Below are 21,594 nucleotides of genomic sequence, written 5' to 3'. Positions count from 1 at the left end.
AGATTTATCGTGGAGAATATATCTTCATGAGATACGATCTGAACCTCCTGCCGGTCTTCGTGGCCCTGATGGAAGAACGCAGCGTCACCCGCGCCGCCGCCCGGCTGGGCATGACGCAGGCGGCGCTGTCCAATGCGCTGTCGCGGCTGCGCCTGACCCTGCAGGACCCCTTGTTCATCCGCGAGCGCTACGGCATGCGCCCCACGCCCAAGGCGGAACTGCTCGCGCCGGCCCTGGGCGCGGCGCTGGCGGCGATGGATGCGTTGGTGCTGGGCCAGCAGGCCTTCGACCCGGCGCGCGCCGATCATCGGGTCACCATCGCGCCCAACAGCTATGTGGAGTTCGTCCTGGTACCGCAACTGGTGGCGCGCTTGAGCCAGCTGGCCCCGGGTATGCGTCTGCGGACCTTGCCCTTTGGCACCGACCTGGCCGAGACCGGCGTGAGTTCCGGCGATACCGCCATGGTGCTGGGGCGTATCGACGAGGCAGCGGACAACCTGGTGGTACAGCGCATCGGCGAGGATGGACTGGCCTGCGTGGTACGCGCTGACCATCCGCTCATCGGCACGCGCATCGGTCGCCGCCAGTATGAGAGCATGAAGCACGTCAACGTACTGCCGCCGGGCCGTCTGCGCGCCGGCCTGTTCCAGGCCCTGGAGCGGCAGGCGATCCGGCGCGAGGTGGCGGTGTCGGTCACGCACTTTGCCGCCATTCCCGAGATCGTGGCGGCCACCGACTACTGTGCCACCTTGCCCAGGCTGATCTGTCGCCGGCTGGCGCATGACCGCCGCCTCAAGGTGGTGCCGGCCCCGGTCGACCTGGGCAGTTTTCCACTGCACATGGCCTGGCACGTACGCTACCGCGACGATCCGGCGCACGTCTGGCTGCGCAAACTGGTGGCCGAGGTGGCCCAGTCGCTCTAGGATCTGCAGCGCGGCCGGGGCATGCCGCCCGGTCGTCGCGCATATCCGGATAGCCCTGTATCATGAGCCGCTGCCCCTTCCTCGCTGAAGGCCTTTGTCCACTGTTTCCCCACCTGCCTCGATCATGCCTCTGGAAACCCTGTTGCTGTTCGTTCCCGCCTGCTTTGCGCTGAACATGGCTTTCGGCCCGAACAACCTGCTCTCCATCACCATCGGCGCCCATCACGGCGTACGCCTGGCGCTGCTGGCTGCGGTCGGGCGGCTGGCGGCCTTTGCGATCATGATCGCCGTGGCCGCCGTTGGCATGGGGGCACTCCTGATGGCGTCGCAGATCGGATTTACGATAAGCAAGCTGCTCGGCGCCGCCTATCTGGTCTGGCTGGGTGTGAAGCTGCTTCTTTCCCCTGCCTCGCTGCCGGCCGACGGCCTTGCTGCGGAGCAGGGACGCGGCGATCTGCGCAGCTTCCTGCGCCGGGAATTCCTGGTGGCCATCGGCAACCCCAAGGCGATCCTGGTCTTCACGGCCTTCTTCCCGCAGTTCGTGGTGCCCGGCAACTACTGGGGCAGTTTCCTCACCCTGGGAGCGATCTTCCTGGCGCTGGAAGTGGTCGCCATCGCCGCCTACGCCTATGCCGGCAGCCGCCTGTCGGGCGTGATCCGCAATGCGCGCGGCCTGCGCTGGATGAATCGCATCAGCGGCAGCACCATGATCTTCTTCGGCGCGCTCCTGGCGCTGGCGAAGCGGCCGACGGTGTAGCCGCGCGCCGGCGTGCTGCAGGCGGTCAGGCGGCGCAGCGAGGCGGCAGCCAACCCTGCGGCTGGTTCTGCCGCAGGATATCTTCAAGGATGTCACGGCTGGGTTCGAGGAAATTTGCCCATCCGGTGAAGACCTGACCTCGCGGTCGGCATGAGCATCGCCGGTTCCAGCACGCACCCTTGCCGGTGAAGCCCGATGACATCTGCGAGCGAAGTCTATCGGGGCTTGAAGAAGGTGGCAGGTAGATCGCCCTGCGCGAGCCCATTCTCCCGCCCCTGCCGGCTGTTCGGTCGTCTCCGGTCGCCGGACCGGACGGGCTCGACCTCGCCATCGTCAGGTCGGGGGCCGGTATACACCGCACGAGGCCTGATCAGGTGCTGTTGCTCACGTTGCTCCAGTCCGTGCGCAATCCATCCCAGCGAGCGGCCCAACGCGAACAGACCAAACGCCGCGCCGACCGGCAGCCGCAGGTGCCTGCGCACGGCCACCAGGGCCAGATCCACCGATGGCTTCTGGCCTGTCAGCGCGACCCCGGCATCGATCATGGCCGCCCACTGCGGGTGGCGCGGCAGGATGCGGGACAGCAGATAGGTAGCGCGCGGATCGCCGTCCGGATAGAGCGAATGTCCGAAGCCCGGCAGGTCATCTCCGCGCGCGAGCCGGGCGCGCATTTTCTTCTCGACCTCGCGCGTCCCGAGTTCATCCCACAAGGCTTCGACGCGGCCGGTGGTGGCACCGTGCCGGCCACCCGACAGACCGGCGAGACCGCCGATCACCACCGCCCGCAGGCTGGCGTTGGTCGAGGCCACGCATCGGCCGGTGAAGCTCGATGCATTGAGTTCGTGATCGGCGCACAGCACGAGCGCCATCCGGATCAGCTCGGCCCCCGACCGACCCACGCCCCATGCGCGCGCGCATTGTTCATGCACAGGCGCGCTCTCGGGAGAGCTACGCAACAGACATGCCGCCAGAATCCGCACCAGATCACCGCAGCCGTGCGCCAGTCGCTGGGCAGCTTGCTGCCAGATTGCAGTCGACGTATCGTCGCTGGCCACGGCAAAAAGGGGTAGCAGGACTTCTTCCGCGCGCTGCTCGCCATAGTGGCGGAAGAGGGCACGCAGGACCGGCGGAGGGCCGGCCGTGCGCGCACCGAACGCGGTCTGCCTGTCGCATTGCCACAGTCCCGCCGCCACCTCCTCGAGGCTTGCGTGATCCGCCAGTCCGAGTGCGTCCACGCCACGATAGAAGAGCCGTCCGCCCTCGATGAGCGTGATGGCCGATTCGAGTACGGGAGCGCCCCAGTCAAGCGCCGCCTTGGCGACTTCCTTCGGTTTGCGGCCACGTGCGCGCTGCGCCGCCACGCGCTCGACGTCGGCTGCGAAGTAGCGGCTTTCGCGTTGGCTGGCACCGGGTTCGGCATGCAGCAGGCCGCGGCTGACATAGGCGTAGAGCGTCTGTCGCGATACGCCGAGCCTTGCAGCAGCCTCGGTCGAGTTAAGGTAGTTCGACTTCATGGAAGCAGGGATTCGTTCAATAAGTTGATCAGGATAATCAACGTTGACAATAAATTCAAACGGACCGATCTTGCTCACACCTGAACCAAGCGAGGCGAACATGAAAATCGATACGGTCACACCAGCGACGGACATCAACCACAGCAATCTGGCGTCGCATCATCTGCGGGAATTCTGGGCAGCGCTGGGGGGCGCACCTGAGCTAACCGATACCTGCAGCTTTAGCGGCACGGGAGAGCTGATCTCGGCGTTTCACGTCAGCGACCTGGCCGCAGCGGCCATCGGCGCCGCCGGAACGGCGGCAGCGGAATTGCTGCAGGCTGCAACCGGCGTCCTGCCGGCGGTTCAGGTCGACCGGCGGATGGCATCGCTCTGGTTCGGCATCTCACTGCAGCCGCTGGGATGGAAGTTGCCACCGCTCTGGGACCCGGTGGCCGGCAACTATCGGGCGCGTGATGGCTGGATCCGGTTGCACACCAATGCAGCCCATCATCGCCAGGCAGCGTTGTCCGTACTGGACTGCGCGGCTGATGCGGCCTCGGTGGCGCACGCGGTGCAACGCTGGGATGCCGCAGCGCTGGAAGACGCCATCGTCGCACGCAGCGGCTGTGCCGCCGTGATGTACTCAAGCGAGCAATGGGCCGTACATCCACAGGGGCAGGCCGTGGCAGCCGAACCGCTGCTCCACATCGATATCGGTGCGCGTGTCGCGACGCGCGCATGGCAGCCCTCGCGAGACCGGCCATTACGCGGCATCCGCGTACTCGACCTGACACGCATCCTGGCCGGCCCTGTCGCGACACGTTTCCTTGCCGGACTGGGGGCCGAGGTATTGCGGATCGATCCCTACGGCTGGGAAGAGCCCAATGTCGTACCGGACGTGGTCCTGGGCAAACGTTGCGCGCGGCTGGATCTGAAAAACCCGGTCGACCTCGACACCCTCAAGCGGCTGATGAGCCGCGCCGATATCGTCGTCCACGGTTACCGGTCTGATGCGCTCGCCCGCCTCGGTCTCGATGCCGGGCAACGGCGCGAAATCAATCCCGCGCTGATCGACGTATCGCTCGATGCCTATGGCTGGTCCGGTGCCTGGCAGTGCCGACGCGGTTTCGACAGCCTCATCCAGATGAGTACCGGCATCGCCGAGGCCGGCATGCGCGCGATGGGCCGCGATGAACCGGTCAATCTGCCGGTGCAGGCCATCGACCACGCGACCGGCTATCTGATGGCGGCGGCAGCGTTGCGTGGATTGACGTTGAGGATGACGCAAGGTGTGGGCATCGGCGTGCGGGCTTCGCTGGCACGTACCGCAGCGACGTTGCAGATGCGAGCGGAGCCGGTGAGCGAACTGGTCGGATTCGCGCCAGACACGCCAGATGATCGCAATGCCGACGTCGAGCAGACGTCGTGGGGTCCTGCAGCCCGGCTGCGTGCGCCCTTGCAGATCGATGGGGCTGCCCTCGCGTGGCGTTATCCGGCGCGCGCATTCGGGTCGTACGAACCGGAATGGCTGTCTTCGAATGACGGACTTTGAGGTGGAGCAGCAACGATGATTCAGGTCGTCGTGGCGAGTGGCGCCGGGCTGGCAGGTGCTACGCCAGCGTCCGGCGGCCGAGTACGCTCATGAACTGGAGGACGTGGCGCGCCGATGGACTGATGATGCAAATTCAACACCTTGTCTGCGGTGTTGCTGACCCAAGCGATTTTTCGGTGCATCTCACCATGGCACCCCCTGGCGCGCAATGCCGCGCCAGGGCATCCCGGTGCCTCACGCGATACTGCGACGCGCGCGCCGTGGGGCGGTCCCCCAACAGAGAGCGGTCACGTGTTTCCCTTTCCGCACATGCCTGTCTGGCAAATCCTGCATGCAGCGTCAACTCTGCGGCCAGCTATCCTTTCGTATAACTAGACACTCCCTCGCACACTGACCACACTGCGACCGGTAGCAGGGCTGCCGTCCGGTGTCGCGGCGCAATCCGCAATCTGCTGCCGCGCTGCGGCCGGCACCTTCCTGGCCGGTGACACCATCGTGCCGGCCAGTCGCGCGACCCTCCCTCGTACACATCCTGTGCGGGGAGTGGTCGGCTTCATTGACCTCTTGAGAAAAACATCCATGCCTACTTCCCTCCGCCACGTCCGCGCCAATCCCGTGCATCGTCCGCTTCCTTCGTTCCGTCCGCTCGCCGCGGCCCTTCTCGGACTGGTCGTGGCCTCGGTCGCACACGCCGAGGCGCCCATGCACAAGAATCAACCGGGCTTCTATCGCACCATGGTAGGTGACATCGAAGTCACCGCGCTGTCCGACGGCACCAACCATCTACCGGCCGGCAAGATGCTCAAGGGTATCGACAAGGAGCAACTGGCGCAGCGCCTGCAGGCGGCATTCGTCACCGATCCGGTGGAGACCTCGGTCAATGCCTTCCTCATCAACACCGGCAAGAAGCTCATTCTCATCGATACCGGTGCGGGTGGCGTACTGGATGCCGACAGCGGGCATCTGCTGACCAGCCTGAAGGCCGCGGGTTACCGGCCCGATCAGGTGGATGAGGTCTACCTGACCCACCTCCATCCCGATCATGAAGCCGGGCTGATGCACAAGGGCAAGCGGGTCTTCCCCAAGGCCATCGTCCGTGCCGACAAGAAGGACGCCGACTACTGGCTCAACCCGGCCAACAAGGCCAAGGCCAGCGCCATCAATCAGGAATTCTTCGAGGTCGCCGAGAAGTCGCTCAAGCCCTATATTGCGGCCGGAAAGTTCCGCCCCTTCGAGGGTGATGGCGAGTTGCAGCCGGGCGTGTCCAGCGTGGCCAATTATGGCCATACCCCGGGCCACAATGCCTACCTGGTCAGCAGCAAGGGGCAGCGCCTGCTGATCGTGGGCGACATGATCCACGTGGCGGCCGTGCAGTTCCCGCAGCCTGACGTCACCATCGGCTTCGATACCGACGAGCATGAAGCCATGGGTGATCGCCGCAAGGCCTTCGATGCCGTGGCCGATTCCCGTGAACTGATCGCGGGCGCCCATCTCTCCTTCCCCGGCATTGGGCACATTGTCAAGGATGGCAGCGGCTATCGCTGGGTGCCGATCAACTACGCTCTGGTCCGCTGAATTCCTTGATGTCCCGGTGCTGTTGGCGGCGGCCCCGGGCGCTCGGCGACGGGCAGCGCCGACAGGTTGACGTGATGGAGCCGGTCGAGCGGCAGGGTTCGGTAAAACGTAGCGGTCCACGCAACAGCGTGGCCGCTCGCCCATCGTGAAGCGCATTGATCGCCTGGATCGCTCAGTCTGGTTCGGCGGATGGCTTTGCTTCTTCCATCATCCATTGCGCGAACGCCTTCAGCGGCGCACTGGCAAGATGCATCGGCTCAGGCAGCACCAGGCAAAACGTCTTGGAGATGCGGCTGTCCTGTGGCCATGGCGCGACCAGACGGCCTTGCGCCAATTCCGTTTCCACATACAGGCGCGGCACCAGCGCTACGCCCAGACCAGCCAATGCGGCCTCGATAAGCATTCCATGCAAGTCATAGCGGGGACCTTGCGCAGAATGGCTCAGGCTGATTCCGGTCTGCGCGGCGTAGCGCTGCCAGGCATCGTGATTCTGACGCCGGTGCAGGCGCGGCAAAGCGTCCAGGGCGGGGACTCCGCTCGTTCCTGCTACCAGGGCGGGATGGCACACCGGCACCAGCACCTCGTCAAGCAGGGGATAGGTCTGCATCCCGGTCCAGGCCGGATGTAAGAAATGAATCGCCGCATCCAGGCCACTACCAGGCAGCAGGAACGGCTCCATGCGTTCAGAGAGATGCACCGTGATGTGCGGATGCAGGGCAGCGAAGCGCGGCAGGCGGGGAATCAGCCAGCGCATCGCAAACGTGGGGCTGACCGCGATATCCAGGCTGGCTCCGTTGGGAGGTTGGGACATCAGATGCTGGCTGTCTCGGTCCAGGCGCTCCAGCGTTTCCCGGACGTGGCTGGCATAACGTTGGCCATGCGGCAGCAAGCGCACGCGGTTGCCGATCCGCTCGAACAGTGTCACTCCCAGAAACCCTTCCAGGCGGCTGATCTGGCGGCTGATGGCACCTTCCGTCAAGGCCAGTTCTTCCGCGGCACGCGCAAAGCTGCCGTGACGCGCCGCGGCTTCGAATGCCATCAGTGAGCTGTTGCTGGGAATTCTGCGCCGCATCGTGTTCCTTGACCGGGTTGATCACGACAGCTTTACCTTTTGTCAGTAAAGCTTGCCTAAATATCGATTTATTGGCCGGGATGGGCTGCCTATCATGACAACTCCTCAACCAAGCAGGCTGCCACAAGGGTGGCCGTGGCCCATCATCATTATGATCTATACCGTCGAATGCAGCTTCGCCGACCCCATGAGCGAAGCAGAATGGAACGATTTCTATAGCCTGGAAAAGTTGCCCGCCCTCATCTCCGTGCGTGGCTTTCACACTTCGCAGCGATTCAAGGCATTGAGGGAAGGCTGCCCGGTCTATCTCGCGCTGCATACCATTGACCATCTCGAGGTGCTTCTCTCCGACGAATACCGGCGAAAAGGCGGTGGCAATTTCGCGCGCTGGCAACAGCACATCACCGACTGGCATCGTAATCTCTATGAAACATCGGCCGCTGCGCCAGTCGTACGTAGCGGGGAGTACCTGCTGCTCAGTGCGCGTGGCCCCGAGCCCCTGATGGCGATGGGCCTGTCGCCATCGGTCCTGCATGCCGTCGCCCTGGAAAAATCCCCGGAATGGAGATGGATGGCGGTCCTGCCCGATCCCGCCGCGATCAACGGTCTTGCCCTACCCGAAGGACTGCATCTCTATGCTCCGATGACTGCGCAACTGCGCAGCGGTAGCGAGCCGGCCATCGTCAGCGCGAGCTAGCACGATGCCCAATCTCACTTTCTACATCCGCCAGGACCAGATGCCCGCGGCACAATCCCTGGATCGGCTCACCGCGCGCTGCGCACAGCTCTGCACGAAGATTCTGGAGGCGCTGCCCGAGAACATCCACATCATCTACGTCGCGGTCGGTCATGGGACGGGCCATCCTGCGTTCGTCGACATCCGCTATCGGATGTCGGCAAACAGGACGCCGGCCGTCATGGAAGAGTTCATGCAGCAACTGGACAAGGCCATCCAGGACCATACCGGACTGCTGACGCGTATCCGCTGTTTCGCCTATGCCGCGCAGTCCATCAGCGCAAGGCATTGATTCCTACCCACAGCCAACGAAACGAAAATGCATTTCCCCACTCAGCAAATCGGTGATTTCTCTGTCACCGCCATCAGTGATGGCTTTCTCAGCGCACCTCTGGAGCTGCTGTCCAATATCGATCCCGCAGAGGCGACCAGGCTCCAGCATGCGGCAGGGATGAGCGACCCCTCTGCCATCCATATCAATTGCTACCTGATCCGTAGCCCGACGCAAACCGTGTTGGTCGATGCCGGCGCCGGCGGCTTCAAGCAATGGGGCGGCCGGTTGCAGGACAATCTCAAGCAGGCCGGAGTGCTGCCTTCCGACATCGATACCGTCCTTCTGACCCATGCTCATCCCGACCACATTGGTGGCCTGCTCGATAGCGCAGGAGACTGCGCCTTTCCCGATGCGGAGTTGGTAGTGCAGGGGCAGGAACTGGACTTCTGGGAGAACGACGCCAATTTCTGCCGCGCCAGCGAGCGGGCGCGCGGAAATTTCATCTTCGCGCGCCGGGTATTCGGCAAATATCGGGACAGGCTGCGCACCTTCGTCGACGGCGAAGTCCTTCCCGGCATTTGCGCCCAGCCGTTGCCCGGACATACGGCGGGACATTGCGGCTATCGCGTGCAGTCAAATGGGCAGGGTCTGTTGATCTGGGGCGATATCGTGCATTTCCCGCATCTGCAGATCGGTCGCCCCGACGTTTCCATCGCATTCGACCTCGATCCGCATCTGGCGGCGCAGACGCGGGTCCGCCTGCTGGACATGCTCAGTGCGGACCGACTGCTTGTCGCGGGGATGCACCTGGGCGAGGAAGGCTTCGTCCAGATCACGCGCACAGGAAACAGCTACGGGTTCGCTGGTCGATGAACCGCGGCGAGCGTGGCGGGGATGGGGCGGCGCCAGCGGCCGGTTTGACGCGACGACTTTTACGTAATAATATTAGTTACATGAAACGTAGCGACCGCTTCTCCATTGCTCTTCACATCCTCCTGCACCTGGGCCAACGCACCGATGCGCCGATGACCTCGGAAGAAATTGCCGGCTGGGTCAACACCAATCCCGTCGTCATTCGCCGCACCTTTGCCGGGCTCCGCGAGGCCGGCATCGTCATCTCGACCAAGGGACATGGCGGCGGCTGGTCATTGGCGCGGCCGATGGAAGAAATCAGCCTGCTGCAGGTTCGGCAGGCGCTCGGCGAGCGGCTTGTGACGCTGGGTGCGCGTGAGGAGTCGCCCGGTTGCCTGGTCGAGATCGCTGTCAACCGAGCGCTTGATGATGTGATGGAAGAGACCAACCGGATCCTGGATCGGCGCCTGGCCGGGATCACGCTGGCGGCGCTGGCCAAGGACGTCGGCCCGCGCTTCCATAGCTGGCAACCGCCGCCACACTGACGACCGTGGCCGCTTCGGCGGTCACTTCTTCGGATTCTCTCGCTTCGGCTCTCCACGTTCACTCCATGCCAATCAGGGCGCGAGGGCTCCTCGCGCCTGTACCCTTGAAAGGAACTCCATGCAATACGATGTCATCGTCGTCGGCGCCAGCTTTGCCGGCGCCTCGGCTGCCATGCAACTCGTGCGTGCCCGCCGCACGGTCCTGATGATCGATGCCGGCCAGCCGCGAAATCGCTTCTCGGAGGCGTCGCATGGTTTTCTGGGACAGGATGGTACGCCTCCGCATGAGATCATGGGTATCGCGGTGGAACAATTGAGAGCGTATCCCAGCTTCGACATGATAGCGGCGTATGCGGAACACGCCAGCGCCGATGCCTGCGGCACCAGCGTAACGTTGGACGATGGTCGCCGCTTCCATGCGCGGCGCCTGATTCTGGCCACAGGTGTGCGCGACGAGCTGCCGGCCATTGTTGGTTTGCAGGAGCGCTGGGGCCGGACCGTGATCCACTGTCCCTATTGCCACGGTTACGAAGTGCGCGACCGCAAGCTGGGCGTGATCGCCACCTCGCCGCACTCGGCTCACCAGGGCATCATGCTGCCGGACTGGGGACCGACTATCTACTTTACCCAGGCTCAGTTCGAACCGGAGGAAGCGGAGATCAGACAGATGCTCACAAGGGGTGTCGTCATCGAGCGTACACCGGTCGTCAAGATTCTCGGTAACGCGCCCGAGATCGACGCGGTGGAATTGGCGGATGGTCGTACCGTGGCCATCGGTGCGGTCTTCGTCGGGCCGCGCGTTCACATGTCCAGCCCGCTGGCGATGCAGCTGGGCTGTGCCTTTGAGCAGGGTCCGCTGGGACCCTTCATCCGTACCGATGAAATGCGACAGACCTCGGTACCCAATGTGTTCGCCGCGGGCGATGCCGCACTGGTGTTCAGCAATGGAACGATGGCGTCTGCCTCGGGCGTGATGGCGGGTGTGAGCGTACACCGATCGCTGATCATGGAATGATAGTTCCGGCGCTGCCGACGACAGCCGCACAGGATTCCCTCCAGGCGGCTGTCTCCCTTCGACTAGCGCGCGACCGCCAGGGCGGCACAAAGCCGCTGCGCTGCACTGAGCACGGCCAGGATCGATGCGGTGGTGATGTTTGCATGACATCCGACGCCAAAGCGCGAACCGGGTACGCTATCGGCAGCGGCTTCCACGATGGCCAGGGCGGTGGCATCGGAACCCTTTCCCAGGCTGCGCTCCTCATAGCCGTCGATACGCATGGGCAGATCCAGTGCCGCTACCGTGGCAGCAATCGGGCCGTTGCCCCAGCCCTCCAGGGTCCTGAGCTTGCCCGCAGCGTCAGCCAGTTCCAGCACGATGTGTTCTCCTTGCGGGTGTTGCGACAGCTGATGGGCACGATAGACAAAGCCGGATCGCTCCCGCACCGGCGTGAGGTAGGTGTCCTGGAAGATCTCCCAGATCTGTTCGCTGCTCAGTTCCGTTTCGCTGGCATCGGCCAGCGTCTGGACAATGGCGCTGAACTCCACCTGCATGCGGCGCGGCATGGTGATGTGATGATCCCGCTGCAGCAGGAATGCGATGCCACCCTTGCCTGACTGGCTGTTGACGCGCACGATGCTGTCATAGGTCCGGCCCAGGTCCTTGGGGTCTACCGGCAGATAGGGGACGCGCCAGGGCCTGTCGGGCTGTTGTGCGGCGAACCCCTTGGCGATGGCATCCTGGTGCGAACCGGAGAAGGCGGTGAAGACCAGGTCGCCCACATAGGGATGGCGCGGATGAATCGGCAGGGCAGTACATTCTTCGGCGATACGGGCCACGGCCATGATGTCGGAAAAATCCAGCCCCGGGGCAACGCCTTGCGTGTAGAGGTTCAACGCCAGCGTCACGACATCGACGTTGCCGCTACGTTCGCCATTGCCGAACAGGCAGCCTTCGACCCGCTGCGCGCCGGCCAGCATGGCCTGTTCGGCGCAGGCCACGCCGGTGCCCCGGTCGTTGTGGGGATGGACCGAGAGCACCAGATGCGCGCGCCGCTCCAGTCGCCGGTTCATCCATTCGATCTGGTCTGCAAACACGTTGGGTGTGGAGACTTCCACGGTGGTCGGCAGGTTGATGATCATCGGTCGCTGCGGTCCGGCATCCCAGGCCCGGATGGCGGCATTGCAGACCGTCAGTGAGACCTCCAGTTCTGCCATGCAAAACGTTTCGGGAGAATATTGCAGGATCCATTCGGTCTCCGGGTGGGCCGCCGTCAGCCGCCTGAACAAGACGATGTGGTGTTCGACCATGCTGACGATCTGCGGGACGCTCATGCCGAACACGATTTCGCGCCAGGCCGGTGCGATGGCATTGTAGAAATGCACGATCACGCGGCGGGCGCCTGCCACGCAGTTGACCGTTTCGGTGATCAGGTCTTCGCGCAACTGGGTCATCACCATGGGCGTGACGTCGTCGGGGATGAGATTTTCATCAATCAGATGCCGGATGGTTTCGAAGTCGATGCGTGATGCGGCAGGAAAGCCGACCTCGATTTCCTTGAAGCCGATGCGGACCAGTTCATGGAACAGTCGCAACTTGCGCTCCCGATTCATCGGTTCGAACAGAGCCTGGTTGCCATCGCGCAAGTCGGTGGACAGCCAGATCGGCGCCTGCGTCAGTTTGCGGGATGGCCATTGGCGATCGGGAAGGTCGACCAGCGGGGTCGCAGGATATTTCTGGGAGGGATCGGTCAGCATGGAAAACGCTCCAGGGAGGAAAGTGGATACCTGATTCCCCTGGCTTTGAACAAGCTGGCGATGGTCGGGGTCAGGGGAATCAGGATGGTCCTTGGCGCAGACACGTGCGCGGACCCCGGCCAGGAGTCAGCACGGGTAGGTGGGGCAAGAGGCCGGATGCGGACATGGAACAATATTCCCTGCGAATGGATGTGCGCTCGATATTAGGCTTGCGCATTTTTTTCATCTCCATAAGAATCGACAAATTCTTTATCCATTTGGACAAACTGCAGGACATGGGCTTTTACGCGACTGAAGATGGCTGGCAGGCGCTTGGCGAGGTGACCGGCGGCGCGGCTGAATTGCACGTGTACGGTGTCTCTGCGCACTATCCCGCCGGCGCGGTAGTGCCCATGCATCAGCATGCGCAGGGGCATCTGATCTATGCCGACCGGGGACTGTTGCGGGTGGAGGCGGAAGGCGAGCACTGGCTGGTCCCGCCGACGGCCGCCGTGTGGTTGCGCTCGGGCGTGGCACATCGGTTGGTGATGCCGGTAGCGCTACAGGCATACGGGCTGTTTTTCCGCGAGGAGGTGTGCGCAGGCTTGCCTGCTTCTGATTGCGTGGTGCATGTCTCGCCCCTGTTGCGGGAGTTGATCATTGCACTGGCCCGGACCGGAAAGCCGGGCCTGTCAGAGCGACGCATGAACCTGCTGGGAGAACTGGTCGTCGACGAAGTGCTGGCCCAGCCAGTGCTCCCGCTGCATCTGCCTTGGCCGACGGGCGCCACGGACAGTCCGATATCGGGCGTGTGCCAGGCCTTGCTGAACGACCCGGCGGACGTTGCCACGGCCGCCGAATGGGCGCATCGGCTGGCGCTGGGAGAAAAGACTTTCCATCGGCGCTTCGTCCAGTTGACCGGCATGACATTCGGCAGATGGCGGCAGCAGCTCAGGTTGATGTCTTCGCTGACTCTGCTCATGCAAGGGATGCCGATCACGGAGGTGGCGCTGAGCATTGGCTACGATAGCCATAGCGCCTATACCACCGCATTCGGCAAGCAATTCGGAAAGCCACCTTCGGCATTTCTGCAGGAACGCTAAGGGAGATTGCAGGGGGACGAAGGCGTTTCTTCCGGGATGACGGTGTTCCAGCTTCTCACCCCAACACGGTCACCCTCCCGCAACCGGGCGGCAGCCGCTTCGATGGATAAACAAGGAGTCAATGTGTTTTCTCATATTTTCTTCAGCGTCGGCGATTTCGACCGTGCCTTGGACTTCTATCGTCCGGTCATGAGCAGCCTCGGTGTGGAGCTGCGATTCAACGACCCGGGCAAGCCGTGGGCAGGGTGGCATAGTGCACAGGGTGCGCGCCCGCTCTTTGTCATCTGCAAGCCGTATGACGGCCAGCCGCATCAGCCCGGGAATGGCCAGATGGTCGCCTTTGCCGCAGCGTCCAGGGAAATCGTGCGGGCGACATACGAGATCGCGCTGGCACATGGTGGCACCTGCGAGGGCCCGCCGGGACTGCGCCCGCACTACCACGCCGATTACTACGGTGCGTATTTTCGTGATCCGGATGGAAACAAGTTGTGCGTCGTTTGTCATGCTCCGGGGCAGGTATCTGCGTGAGCTTCCTCAAGGCCGCAAGCGGCTCAGCTTTCTAACGCCCGCCGGATCCCCTCAGCGTAGGTCGTTTTCTCTATCGGCCCAATCAGCTGCTGAAGCGCAGAATCATCCATGATCACCGGCTGCGTCTGCAGATAGTGCATCTCCACCAGCTCACGCATAAACGGATTGAACAGGCCGATGAGCCGCAGCATGGTCTTGCCCGCTACCCGGGTCTTCAACTTGCGACCGGTCTGGCGCTCCATTTCGGCAACCAGCGTCTGTTGCGTCGTCACGCCGGCGCCGGCCAGATGCCAGATCCTGCCGAACGCAGCCGGCGTGTCGATCAGCCTGGCCACCACCGGGCCGACGTCGGGCACGAACACGAACTCGTGCGGACGATCCAGTGGACCGATCATGTCGGCCGTTCCGCCTTGCACCGCCGCCTTGATCGCACCGTGCAACAAGCTGGCTTCGACACCGGGGCCGTAGAAATCCGGCAGGCGCAGTACGGTCGCGCGGATGCGTCCTTCGGAATGTGCCTGCATCAGCAGATCTTCCTGCGCCTTGCGCATGCGTCCCTTGAAGGTATGTGGCGCGCGCGGATGGTCTTCACGCACCGGAGTGGTGTGCGGCAGACCGTAGGGATATACCGTACCGATCAGGAGCATCTGCCTGACCCCGGCGCTGATGGCACCGACCAGGGTCTTGCGCATCAGCTCGGGATGCAGTTCGAACTGCGTGTAATTGACACCGACCAGGTAGATCAGGGTGTCGACGCCGCGCGCGGCGGCCTCCACCGAGGCCGGCGAATCGGGATCCCAGGTGACGATTTCGGCCAGCGGATCGGATCCGAAGATCTTGCGCAGACTGGCGTCGCTGCGGCCGACGACGCGATATGGCCGGCCTTGGGCACCGATGGCGGAGGCGATGCTGCGACCGATGGCGCCGGCGGCACCGAAGAGGGCAATCCTGGGCATGGGAATCTCCATGGGACAAAGTGAGTGGCAGAGACCCCAGTATGCGAAATTGACGCACAAATTAAAATTGCATAAATTAGCCTAGCCTCTATACATAAATGAATACCATGGCCGAAAGCGAACCCAATTGGGAGTGGTACCGTACTTTCCTCAGCGTCCTCGAGACAGGCTCACTCTCGGCGGCCGGGCGCGAGATGGGGCTGACGCAGCCCACCGTAGGCCGCCATATCGAGCAACTGGAAGTGGCGCTGGGACTGAAGCTCTTCATACGCTCCTTCGACGGCCTTTCGCCCACTGACGCGGCGCTGGAACTGAAGCCCTACGCAACCGGGATTGCCGCCACCTCCGCCGCGTTGCGCCGCGTCGCCAGTAGCCATGGCAAGGAAGTACGCGGTACGGTCCGGCTCACCGCCAGCGAAATCATCAGCGTGGAAGTGTTGCCGCCCATCCTGACCCAGCTCAGACGTCGACATCCGGGCCTGCGCATCGAACTGGTCATGTCGAACCGGGCGGATGACTTGCTGCAGCGTGAGGCCGATATTGCCGTGCGCATGTTCAAGCCGGCGCAGGATGCGCTGGTCGCCAGGCGCCTGGGCAGCATTGAATTGGGATTGCATGCGCACCGGCGTTATCTTGCGGCCCATGGCGTACCGAAGTCCATCGACGCGCTGGCCGATCACACGCTCATCGGCTTCGACCAGGAAAATGCGTATGTGCGCAAGGCGCTGGAACAATTTCCCTGGCTCTCGCGCGCCAGCCTGGCGTTCCGTGCCGACAGCGACCTGGCGCAGCTGGCCGCCATCCGCGCGGGTTTCGGCATCGGCATTTGCCAGGTGGCATTGGCGGCAAGGGATGATGCACTGGTGCATCTGCTGCCCGGGAAATTCTCCTTCAAGATGGAAACCTGGGTGGCCATGCACGAGGATTTGCGCGCCAGCCGCCGTTGTGCCGTGACATTTGCGGCCCTGGTGGAAGGACTGAATGCCTATATCCGTGGATAAGGCCGGCCCGGATGGGGCGGCTCGGCGGGGGCTTAGGTGTGATTCAGCCCCTTTTCGTCAGATGAAAAGTATTTTTTATTGAAAAAATGGATATTTAGATAAATAATGCGGTTATGGATGAAATTGACCGCAAAATAATTGGATTCCTGGCGCGGGATGCGCGGGCTTCCCTCTCGAGTATCGGCAGCGCCGTCGGGCTGTCGGTATCGGCCGTCAACGAACGCATTCGCCGCCTGACTGCGGCGGGAGCGATCCGCCGTACCACGGTCGACGCAGATCCGCATTTGCTGGATCTGCCGATTCTTGCCTTCGTCTGGATCGCGCTTGCTCCGCAAGCGGACGAGGCTGCGTTCCGCGAGTATGCGGCGGCGCAGGTGGCCATTGCCGAGTGTCATCACGTCACTGGCCCATGGTCTTATCTGATCAAAATCCATACGAAGTCGCTGGCCGGGATTGAGGACTTCCTGGCCGACATGAAAAAGCATGGTTTCCTCTCCCGCTCCGAGACGATCATCGCCTTGTCCTCGGTCGTGCAAGGCCCCTTTATCCCGAAGGAAGGGATGGTCTGATGGAGATTCTGCTATTGGGCAAGGGCATGCTGCTGGGCCTGGCGGTCGCTGCGCCGCTGGGGCCTATTGGCGCGCTGTGCATTACGCGTACGCTCGAACGCGGGTTTTGGTCCGGCGTGGCGGGAGGCCTGGGTACGGCGGTGGCCGATGCCTTTTATGCGGGCCTGGCGGCGCTGGGGTTTTCAGCATTTTCGGCCGCATTGGCCTTGATCGATGTGCCTCTGAAGCTTATCGGCGGGTTGTTTCTGCTTTGGCTGGGCTGGAAGAATCTGAATCCAGGCCCCCGACGGGCGGCCGCCCAGGTCGGTACGCGGGATCTGCTTGGTACGGTGGCCGCGACCTTTCTTCTGACCATCAGCAATCCGGCGACCATTCTTTCGTTCGCGGCGATGTTTGCCGGCCTGGGCCTGGTCGAGGCGGCCGGCGCAGCGGATGCGACGCTGGTTGTGGCGGGCGTATTTATGGGATCGATCCTGTGGTGGTTCGTCCTGAGCGGCGGCGTGGCGATGATGCGGCGGCACCTGCCGGAGAGTTTCACCACATGGGTATCCAGAGCCTCCGGCCTGATTCTGATTGCTTTCGGCCTTTACGCGATCGGCTCGCTTGTGCACCTCGTGGCCCGATAATACGCGTCGCTCCATCCCGCTAGCGTGATAGCGCCCCTCTTGATGGGCTGGCCGTACGCTTGCTCATTCTCTTCCCCCGCGTCTCTAAACGACTACTCGCAGTTTGCCGTGCTCGGCAATTCGGAATGAAGACCTGACGTTGTATCCAACGGGCAATCCAATCCAAAATTCTTTTAGAAGTTGTCACAGACGACATCGTCCGGCCGTCTTGACTGTAGCGGGATTCGAAATTGCACCGCTCAACCAAACTTCAAAGGAAGCATTCATGAAACGTCCGAACTGGTTTCAAATTTCCGGTGAGGGCGCCAAGGCTCTTGGCGCGCTCCATCATTACGTGACGACCGGCACCGACTTGCCCGGTGACTTGATCCATCTGGTCTTCTTGAGGGTGTCCCAGATCAACGGATGCGCGCACTGTATCGACATCCATACGCGGGACCTCATCAAGAGCGGGATGTCGGTGGACAAGGTGGTCTTGGTGCCGGTGTGGGAAGAAGCGAGTTATCTGTTCTCCGACCAGGAAAGGGCGGCACTTGCCTGGGCAGAAGAAGTGACGCGTGTCAGCGAAACGCATGCTTCTGACGATGCCTACGCTGCGGCGCTCTCTGTATTCGGCGAAAAAAATCTGGTCGAACTCACTATCGTGATCGCGGCCATGAATGCGATCAATCGCATGGGCATCAGTTTTCGCATGAAGCCGCTTGCCAAGGCCTAGCGCTGATGGCGCTGGGGCGCCGCATCACGAGCAAATGCGGATAGAAAGATATGGGGGCCAGGCGGCGTATCGCGATCGGCTTTTCCAGCGGAGTGAGACGAGACTGGCGTCTCACTCTCGTCGATGAACCAAAATCGCTTGTGCTGTCAGCCCGACAGACTCTGTCTCGAGCGGTTGGTGCCGAATGAGAGCTCGGCTTAACGTGGACACTTCTACGAACCGGCCGACTCTGATGTCGGCAACGTCGATGCACGCTGACGCTCGGCGGCTTCAATCGCTGCCGCGAAGATCTCATGAATGTTTCGCGCCGTGAAAGCTGGGAGCACGGATTCAGGGGCTCCAGGGCCTTCCGACCCGCCAAGACCTGGCACAAAATCGGAATACTTGATTTCCACATTGCCTTGGCCCTTCGCAGCTTGCGCTATTTCTTCAAGTCGCTCCTGTGGTTTCAGCGATGCTTGACTCAGACCGGGAATAGAATTCTTTGCGAACCCATAGCCGCCAGCATCATTCACTTCGGCAAATAACTTGCCGTTGACCAGCACCTGTCCCACGGTCTGGTATTGGTGTTCACGGGCGTACTGCGAGCTAACCTCATTTCGAGCAGCTTCTTCTTTTGCCCGCACCGCCATTTCCTTTATCAAGGCTTCCGGCATTTGGTAGACGAAGGGGTGCAGGGAACTCACCAGAGTGGCAGGACCGGTCAAGCGATACGGACTTGCCATTTCGTCAGTCGGTACTCCCTCCTCGCCGGCTTTCTGCAGAGCCTGAGAAGAAATGGTGACTTTGGCCGAAACTTCTTCCTGCCTTGTGCCCGAGTCGGCTGCGACTTGAGGCGCAGGGGAGGGCGGCACGGCTACTGCCAAGGCCGGGGCCCGGGTTCCGGAAATCTCCATCGTATTGATTCCTTAAAAAGTTATCCTTCGGTGCAAGCAATTACCATCGGCAGTATGAAAAAAATCTTCGTGCTTAAAGCGGTGAGTAAAAGTGATTTTTACCCGCAATTCGGTGGAACACTTCGGTCAGTGGCTCAAACGATGGCTTTCCCCTCGCCGGCTGGACGGGAAAGAGGCCCGTACGCTGGTGACTCTGCAATAGTCCACTTCCGCTTAACTGGTTGACATTCAAGCAAGCCCGCAGCGGGCTTTTCGAGTCCGCGGGGAAATCAATAAAGATCAAGGGGTTAAGTTTGCTTTCGCTCTGCAATTCAAAAATTGATGGCCCGACAGGCCATCTAGTACGCGGTTCGATTTGAAATTGCGGAGGACAATTTTTCATTGGCAGATGCGAATACCTGGCGGGTGCATCAATCCGCTAACGCCGAGCTTATCAGCGCAGCAAACGATGCTGTGCCGCGACCCATTGCCAAAACTGGACATTTGGACAGTAGGAAATGCCAGATGGGGATATCGCCTATTCAACTCTCATAATAGGATTTGTGCATCTTATGTACTTCACACTTCTCCCCAATATGAAACGCCGCCAATTCACCGCTGCCCTAGCTGGCCTCCTTTGCCTAAGTTCGCGCGCCTACGGGAGCGGCAATGTTTTTCTAGATTATGATCAGGCAGCCTTAGACCAGGCTTACGATCAGCGGAACTGGGCACCTAACTTCGCAGAGGTCATTGCCAGATATAGCACTGACAGTGCGGCAGCACGAGCCCAATTTCCACCCAGAACTGAACACTACGGCCCAGGGGACGAAACGCTGGACATTTTCAGTCCTCCCGTAACACAGCCCGGGCGGAAGCTGCCTGTCATGGTCTTTGTTCATGGCGGAGCGTGGCGCGCGTTATCAAAAGACGATGCGTCTGCGCCGGCCGGCACATTTGTCAGCAACGGTTGCCTATACGTAGCGCTGAATTTCTCGAACATCCCGGTAGTACGCCTGCCAGAAATGGCCAAGCAATGCCAACAGGCCATTCTCTGGCTGTATGCAAATATCGAGCGATTTGGAGGAGATTCCAACCGAATATTCGTGTCGGGGCATTCCTCCGGCGGACATCTTTGTGCAGTGTTACTGACCACGGATTGGCCGTCCTTGGGGGCGCCGAAGCATGTGATCAAAGGCGGGGTGGCAATGAGCGGGATGTACGATCTGTATCCCGTGATGAAGTCTTCCAGAAGCAGCTATGTAAAACTCCTAGGGGATGAAATGGCTGAACTTAGCCCAATGAGGCATCTTGACAAAATCAGGTGCCCAGTAATCGTCGTGAGCGGCGATAAGGAAAGTCCTGAATTCAAGAGACAGGCGGCGGATTTTGCGACCGCACTCGCTGGAATGGGCATGCTCAAGCAGAGATTCATCTTGGCCGATTGCAATCACTTCGAGGTGCCTGAGGCGCTCAACAATCAGCGAAGTCCGCTATCTGCCGCAGTGCTCAAAATGATGAGCTAGGAATATCGGGCCTGCGTCCACGTCCAAATCTGCCGGCCCTAGCCGTCTGTCAAGGAAGTCAAAGGCCCGCATGTGAACTGCACCCCAGAAGTTGGACACACATCCAAACTTTGGGGTGTTTTTCATGGCGAAGTACGATGTGAAGTTCAAGCAGGAAGTGGTACAGAAATATCTGGCGGGAGGCAGTGTGACCGGCGCCGGCCGACCAAAGCGGCCAGGCTGCAGCAGGAAAACGGCGAGGTCATCATGGAGCTGGTCGACGTCCAGGTCGATGCCATCAAGGCGTCACGCATGGTCATCAAGGGAATAGAACGGCGGCAGACCGAGGGCGGGGTGGTGGAGGTCGCCCAGGCCTGGTGTGTGTGCAGGCGGAGACGCCATTGCTGAAGACTTCACGGGAGAGGTTTTTTTAAGAGCAATAGCGGAAATAAGTATTAGCGGCAGCTCAGCGTTGAGAAAAAAAGATAAACGGACCGCACAAGCGGTCCGTTTATTTAGTTATTAGGAACAACTCTTACATTAATGCTCGGTTGCATTTGTATAACCTCATCGGATCCCTGCTGATTTGGTGCTGCTGTAGGTACCGCTGGTACTGCAGGTACTGGTGCTGCGGGTGTTGCTGGTGGTGGGGCCGCAGACGTTCTGACTTGGGCAAGCGATTGATTCACCAGATCGCGTACTCCGTGTGGCTGACAAAAAGACTCGTATTCCGCCAGCGAACTGACAACTGTGGTGTAACTAAGTTTTGGACTCGTCCCCACTTCGCCTATGAGCTTGGCGTTATACGTAGCCATGGCGTCTGAAACCAGTCGTTGCACTGCCTTTACGTCCGGCGAGAATACATAAACATCCTCGTAGGTATCGAGCGACGCAGTGCTAAAACTAAACAGAGATCCGACCCCTGCGATGGCCTTGGCTGTTGCATTCGCCAGTCCCATCGCTGATACCGTCAATCCTGATACGAGAGAGGTCTGCTTTCGTCCGTAATTGAGATGCTGCTCAACCTTCCCCAAGGCCGTGAAATACTGCGCGCAACGATACCTCACAAGAGCAAAGCCCTGGTTCAGGAGGTCAAGCTGCTGAGCACCTGTAGCTTGAGGAGCCTGTGCCAAAAGCAAGGATCTATTAAAAACAATATATGGGTCGACTCCCGTAGATTGCCGCGGCCCATTGATGTTCTCGT

Annotated in this window: 23 protein-coding genes; 17 read left to right on the top strand and 6 right to left on the bottom strand. The window is 61.4% G+C overall.

The genetic code is table 11. From position 1 onward, the window contains the following. Both VE092_RS18460 and VE092_RS18455 read left to right on the top strand, forming a co-directional pair. Positions 1-923, top strand: a 923-nt coding sequence (locus VE092_RS18460; protein ID WP_324879268.1) for a LysR family transcriptional regulator, incomplete at its 5' end; no start/stop codon positions are given. Positions 924-1,047: 124 nt separating this feature from the next. After that, positions 1,048-1,680, top strand: coding sequence for a LysE family translocator (locus tag VE092_RS18455; protein ID WP_324879266.1), 633 nt, complete (start codon positions 1,048-1,050; stop codon positions 1,678-1,680). 215 nt (positions 1,681-1,895) lie between these two features. On the opposite strand, the gene VE092_RS18450 is transcribed toward VE092_RS18455, so the two are convergent. Beyond that, positions 1,896-3,194, bottom strand: a complete 1,299-nt coding sequence (locus VE092_RS18450) for a citrate synthase family protein (RefSeq protein WP_324879272.1) — start codon at positions 3,192-3,194, stop codon at positions 1,896-1,898. A gap of 100 nt (positions 3,195-3,294) precedes the next feature. Between VE092_RS18450 and VE092_RS18445 the strand changes: the two genes are divergently transcribed. Together VE092_RS18445 and VE092_RS18440 are read left to right on the top strand one after the other, a co-directional pair. Then, on the top strand, positions 3,295-4,728 hold the full coding sequence (locus VE092_RS18445) for a CoA transferase (protein WP_324879264.1): 1,434 nt from the start codon (positions 3,295-3,297) through the stop codon (positions 4,726-4,728). Between the two features lie 579 nt (positions 4,729-5,307). Beyond that, entirely contained in the window at positions 5,308-6,303 is a 996-nt protein-coding gene (locus VE092_RS18440) for an MBL fold metallo-hydrolase (protein WP_324879262.1), read from the top strand. A 172-nt stretch (positions 6,304-6,475) separates the two neighbouring features. On the opposite strand, the gene VE092_RS18435 is transcribed toward VE092_RS18440, so the two are convergent. Then, a complete protein-coding gene (locus VE092_RS18435) occupies positions 6,476-7,375 on the bottom strand; it encodes a LysR substrate-binding domain-containing protein (protein WP_324879260.1) in 900 nt (299 codons plus the stop codon). Between the two features lie 151 nt (positions 7,376-7,526). Here VE092_RS18435 and VE092_RS18430 point away from each other — a divergent pair, with 151 nt between their 5' ends. The 5 genes from VE092_RS18430 to VE092_RS18410 all read left to right on the top strand — a co-directional run bounded on the left by VE092_RS18430 (position 7,527) and on the right by VE092_RS18410 (position 10,797). Further along, positions 7,527-8,072: a sugar ABC transporter gene (locus VE092_RS18430; protein WP_324879258.1), complete on the top strand. Its 546-nt coding sequence runs from the start codon at positions 7,527-7,529 to the stop codon at positions 8,070-8,072. 4 nt (positions 8,073-8,076) lie between these two features. Continuing rightward, positions 8,077-8,403 carry a hypothetical protein gene (locus VE092_RS18425; RefSeq protein WP_324879256.1) on the top strand — a complete coding sequence of 109 codons (327 nt, stop codon included), beginning with the start codon at positions 8,077-8,079 and terminating at the stop codon, positions 8,401-8,403. A 27-nt stretch (positions 8,404-8,430) separates the two neighbouring features. Further along, a complete protein-coding gene (locus VE092_RS18420; protein WP_324879254.1) occupies positions 8,431-9,258 on the top strand; it encodes an MBL fold metallo-hydrolase in 828 nt (275 codons plus the stop codon). Between the two features lie 80 nt (positions 9,259-9,338). Further along, positions 9,339-9,782: an Rrf2 family transcriptional regulator gene (locus VE092_RS18415; protein ID WP_324879252.1), complete on the top strand. Its 444-nt coding sequence runs from the start codon at positions 9,339-9,341 to the stop codon at positions 9,780-9,782. 118 nt (positions 9,783-9,900) lie between these two features. Then, positions 9,901-10,797, top strand: coding sequence for an NAD(P)/FAD-dependent oxidoreductase (locus VE092_RS18410; RefSeq protein WP_324879250.1), 897 nt, complete (start codon positions 9,901-9,903; stop codon positions 10,795-10,797). Between the two features lie 62 nt (positions 10,798-10,859). Here the strand turns inward: VE092_RS18410 and VE092_RS18405 are convergent, their stop codons facing one another. After that, positions 10,860-12,536 carry a 2-isopropylmalate synthase gene (locus VE092_RS18405; protein ID WP_324879248.1) on the bottom strand — a complete coding sequence of 559 codons (1,677 nt, stop codon included), beginning with the start codon at positions 12,534-12,536 and terminating at the stop codon, positions 10,860-10,862. A 164-nt stretch (positions 12,537-12,700) separates the two neighbouring features. Between VE092_RS18405 and VE092_RS18400 the strand changes: the two genes are divergently transcribed. Both VE092_RS18400 and VE092_RS18395 read left to right on the top strand, forming a co-directional pair. Next, positions 12,701-13,618, top strand: a complete 918-nt coding sequence (locus VE092_RS18400; RefSeq protein WP_324879246.1) for a helix-turn-helix transcriptional regulator — start codon at positions 12,701-12,703, stop codon at positions 13,616-13,618. A gap of 123 nt (positions 13,619-13,741) precedes the next feature. Further along, complete coding sequence (locus VE092_RS18395) at positions 13,742-14,146, top strand: VOC family protein (RefSeq protein ID WP_324879270.1); 405 nt, start codon at positions 13,742-13,744, stop codon at positions 14,144-14,146. Positions 14,147-14,169: 23 nt separating this feature from the next. Here the strand turns inward: VE092_RS18395 and VE092_RS18390 are convergent, their stop codons facing one another. Further along, on the bottom strand, positions 14,170-15,102 hold the full coding sequence (locus VE092_RS18390; RefSeq protein WP_324879244.1) for an SDR family oxidoreductase: 933 nt from the start codon (positions 15,100-15,102) through the stop codon (positions 14,170-14,172). Between the two features lie 107 nt (positions 15,103-15,209). Between VE092_RS18390 and VE092_RS18385 the strand changes: the two genes are divergently transcribed. The 4 genes from VE092_RS18385 to VE092_RS18370 all read left to right on the top strand — a co-directional run bounded on the left by VE092_RS18385 (position 15,210) and on the right by VE092_RS18370 (position 18,013). Further along, entirely contained in the window at positions 15,210-16,103 is an 894-nt protein-coding gene (locus tag VE092_RS18385; RefSeq protein ID WP_324879242.1) for a LysR family transcriptional regulator, read from the top strand. 113 nt (positions 16,104-16,216) lie between these two features. After that, positions 16,217-16,672 carry an Lrp/AsnC family transcriptional regulator gene (locus tag VE092_RS18380; RefSeq protein ID WP_324879240.1) on the top strand — a complete coding sequence of 152 codons (456 nt, stop codon included), beginning with the start codon at positions 16,217-16,219 and terminating at the stop codon, positions 16,670-16,672. Next, positions 16,672-17,298 (top strand): LysE family translocator, encoded by a 627-nt coding sequence (locus VE092_RS18375; RefSeq protein WP_324879238.1) that lies wholly within the window; start codon positions 16,672-16,674, stop codon positions 17,296-17,298. Before VE092_RS18380 ends, VE092_RS18375 begins: the two co-directional genes overlap by 1 nt. A 265-nt stretch (positions 17,299-17,563) precedes the next feature. Then, on the top strand, positions 17,564-18,013 hold the full coding sequence (locus VE092_RS18370) for a carboxymuconolactone decarboxylase family protein (RefSeq protein WP_324879236.1): 450 nt from the start codon (positions 17,564-17,566) through the stop codon (positions 18,011-18,013). Positions 18,014-18,225: 212 nt separating this feature from the next. Here VE092_RS18370 and VE092_RS18365 read toward each other — a convergent pair whose 3' ends face one another. Continuing rightward, positions 18,226-18,909, bottom strand: coding sequence for a hypothetical protein (locus VE092_RS18365; protein ID WP_324879234.1), 684 nt, complete (start codon positions 18,907-18,909; stop codon positions 18,226-18,228). Positions 18,910-19,406: 497 nt separating this feature from the next. Between VE092_RS18365 and VE092_RS18360 the strand changes: the two genes are divergently transcribed. Then, positions 19,407-20,411: an alpha/beta hydrolase gene (locus tag VE092_RS18360; protein ID WP_324879233.1), complete on the top strand. Its 1,005-nt coding sequence runs from the start codon at positions 19,407-19,409 to the stop codon at positions 20,409-20,411. A gap of 246 nt (positions 20,412-20,657) precedes the next feature. Beyond that, positions 20,658-20,798 (top strand): hypothetical protein, encoded by a 141-nt coding sequence (locus VE092_RS18355; protein ID WP_324879231.1) that lies wholly within the window; start codon positions 20,658-20,660, stop codon positions 20,796-20,798. 107 nt (positions 20,799-20,905) lie between these two features. On the opposite strand, the gene VE092_RS18350 is transcribed toward VE092_RS18355, so the two are convergent. After that, the coding region (locus VE092_RS18350; RefSeq protein ID WP_324879229.1) for a hypothetical protein at positions 20,906-21,594 on the bottom strand (689 nt) is incomplete at its 5' end.

This window comes from Herbaspirillum sp., from assembly GCF_035644555.1.
Lineage (GTDB): Bacteria > Pseudomonadota > Gammaproteobacteria > Burkholderiales > Burkholderiaceae_D > Herbaspirillum.
This window is presented reverse-complemented; position numbering and strand designations above follow the sequence as displayed.

Coding starts and splice junctions, on each gene's coding strand:
- VE092_RS18400 (WP_324879246.1), top strand. CDS start 12,701: ATGGAACAATATTCCCTGCGAATGGATGTGCGCTCGATATTAGGCTTG.
- VE092_RS18375 (WP_324879238.1), top strand. CDS start 16,672: ATGGAGATTCTGCTATTGGGCAAGGGCATGCTGCTGGGCCTGGCGGTC.
- VE092_RS18390 (WP_324879244.1), bottom strand. CDS start 15,102: ATGCCCAGGATTGCCCTCTTCGGTGCCGCCGGCGCCATCGGTCGCAGC.
- VE092_RS18415 (WP_324879252.1), top strand. CDS start 9,339: ATGAAACGTAGCGACCGCTTCTCCATTGCTCTTCACATCCTCCTGCAC.
- VE092_RS18435 (WP_324879260.1), bottom strand. CDS start 7,375: ATGCGGCGCAGAATTCCCAGCAACAGCTCACTGATGGCATTCGAAGCC.
- VE092_RS18370 (WP_324879236.1), top strand. CDS start 17,564: ATGAAACGTCCGAACTGGTTTCAAATTTCCGGTGAGGGCGCCAAGGCT.
- VE092_RS18405 (WP_324879248.1), bottom strand. CDS start 12,536: ATGCTGACCGATCCCTCCCAGAAATATCCTGCGACCCCGCTGGTCGAC.
- VE092_RS18355 (WP_324879231.1), top strand. CDS start 20,658: ATGGAGCTGGTCGACGTCCAGGTCGATGCCATCAAGGCGTCACGCATG.
- VE092_RS18440 (WP_324879262.1), top strand. CDS start 5,308: ATGCCTACTTCCCTCCGCCACGTCCGCGCCAATCCCGTGCATCGTCCG.
- VE092_RS18430 (WP_324879258.1), top strand. CDS start 7,527: ATGATCTATACCGTCGAATGCAGCTTCGCCGACCCCATGAGCGAAGCA.
- VE092_RS18365 (WP_324879234.1), bottom strand. CDS start 18,909: ATGGAGATTTCCGGAACCCGGGCCCCGGCCTTGGCAGTAGCCGTGCCG.
- VE092_RS18410 (WP_324879250.1), top strand. CDS start 9,901: ATGCAATACGATGTCATCGTCGTCGGCGCCAGCTTTGCCGGCGCCTCG.
- VE092_RS18360 (WP_324879233.1), top strand. CDS start 19,407: ATGCCAGATGGGGATATCGCCTATTCAACTCTCATAATAGGATTTGTG.
- VE092_RS18425 (WP_324879256.1), top strand. CDS start 8,077: ATGCCCAATCTCACTTTCTACATCCGCCAGGACCAGATGCCCGCGGCA.
- VE092_RS18385 (WP_324879242.1), top strand. CDS start 15,210: ATGGCCGAAAGCGAACCCAATTGGGAGTGGTACCGTACTTTCCTCAGC.
- VE092_RS18455 (WP_324879266.1), top strand. CDS start 1,048: ATGCCTCTGGAAACCCTGTTGCTGTTCGTTCCCGCCTGCTTTGCGCTG.
- VE092_RS18420 (WP_324879254.1), top strand. CDS start 8,431: ATGCATTTCCCCACTCAGCAAATCGGTGATTTCTCTGTCACCGCCATC.
- VE092_RS18450 (WP_324879272.1), bottom strand. CDS start 3,194: ATGAAGTCGAACTACCTTAACTCGACCGAGGCTGCTGCAAGGCTCGGC.
- VE092_RS18445 (WP_324879264.1), top strand. CDS start 3,295: ATGAAAATCGATACGGTCACACCAGCGACGGACATCAACCACAGCAAT.
- VE092_RS18380 (WP_324879240.1), top strand. CDS start 16,217: ATGGATGAAATTGACCGCAAAATAATTGGATTCCTGGCGCGGGATGCG.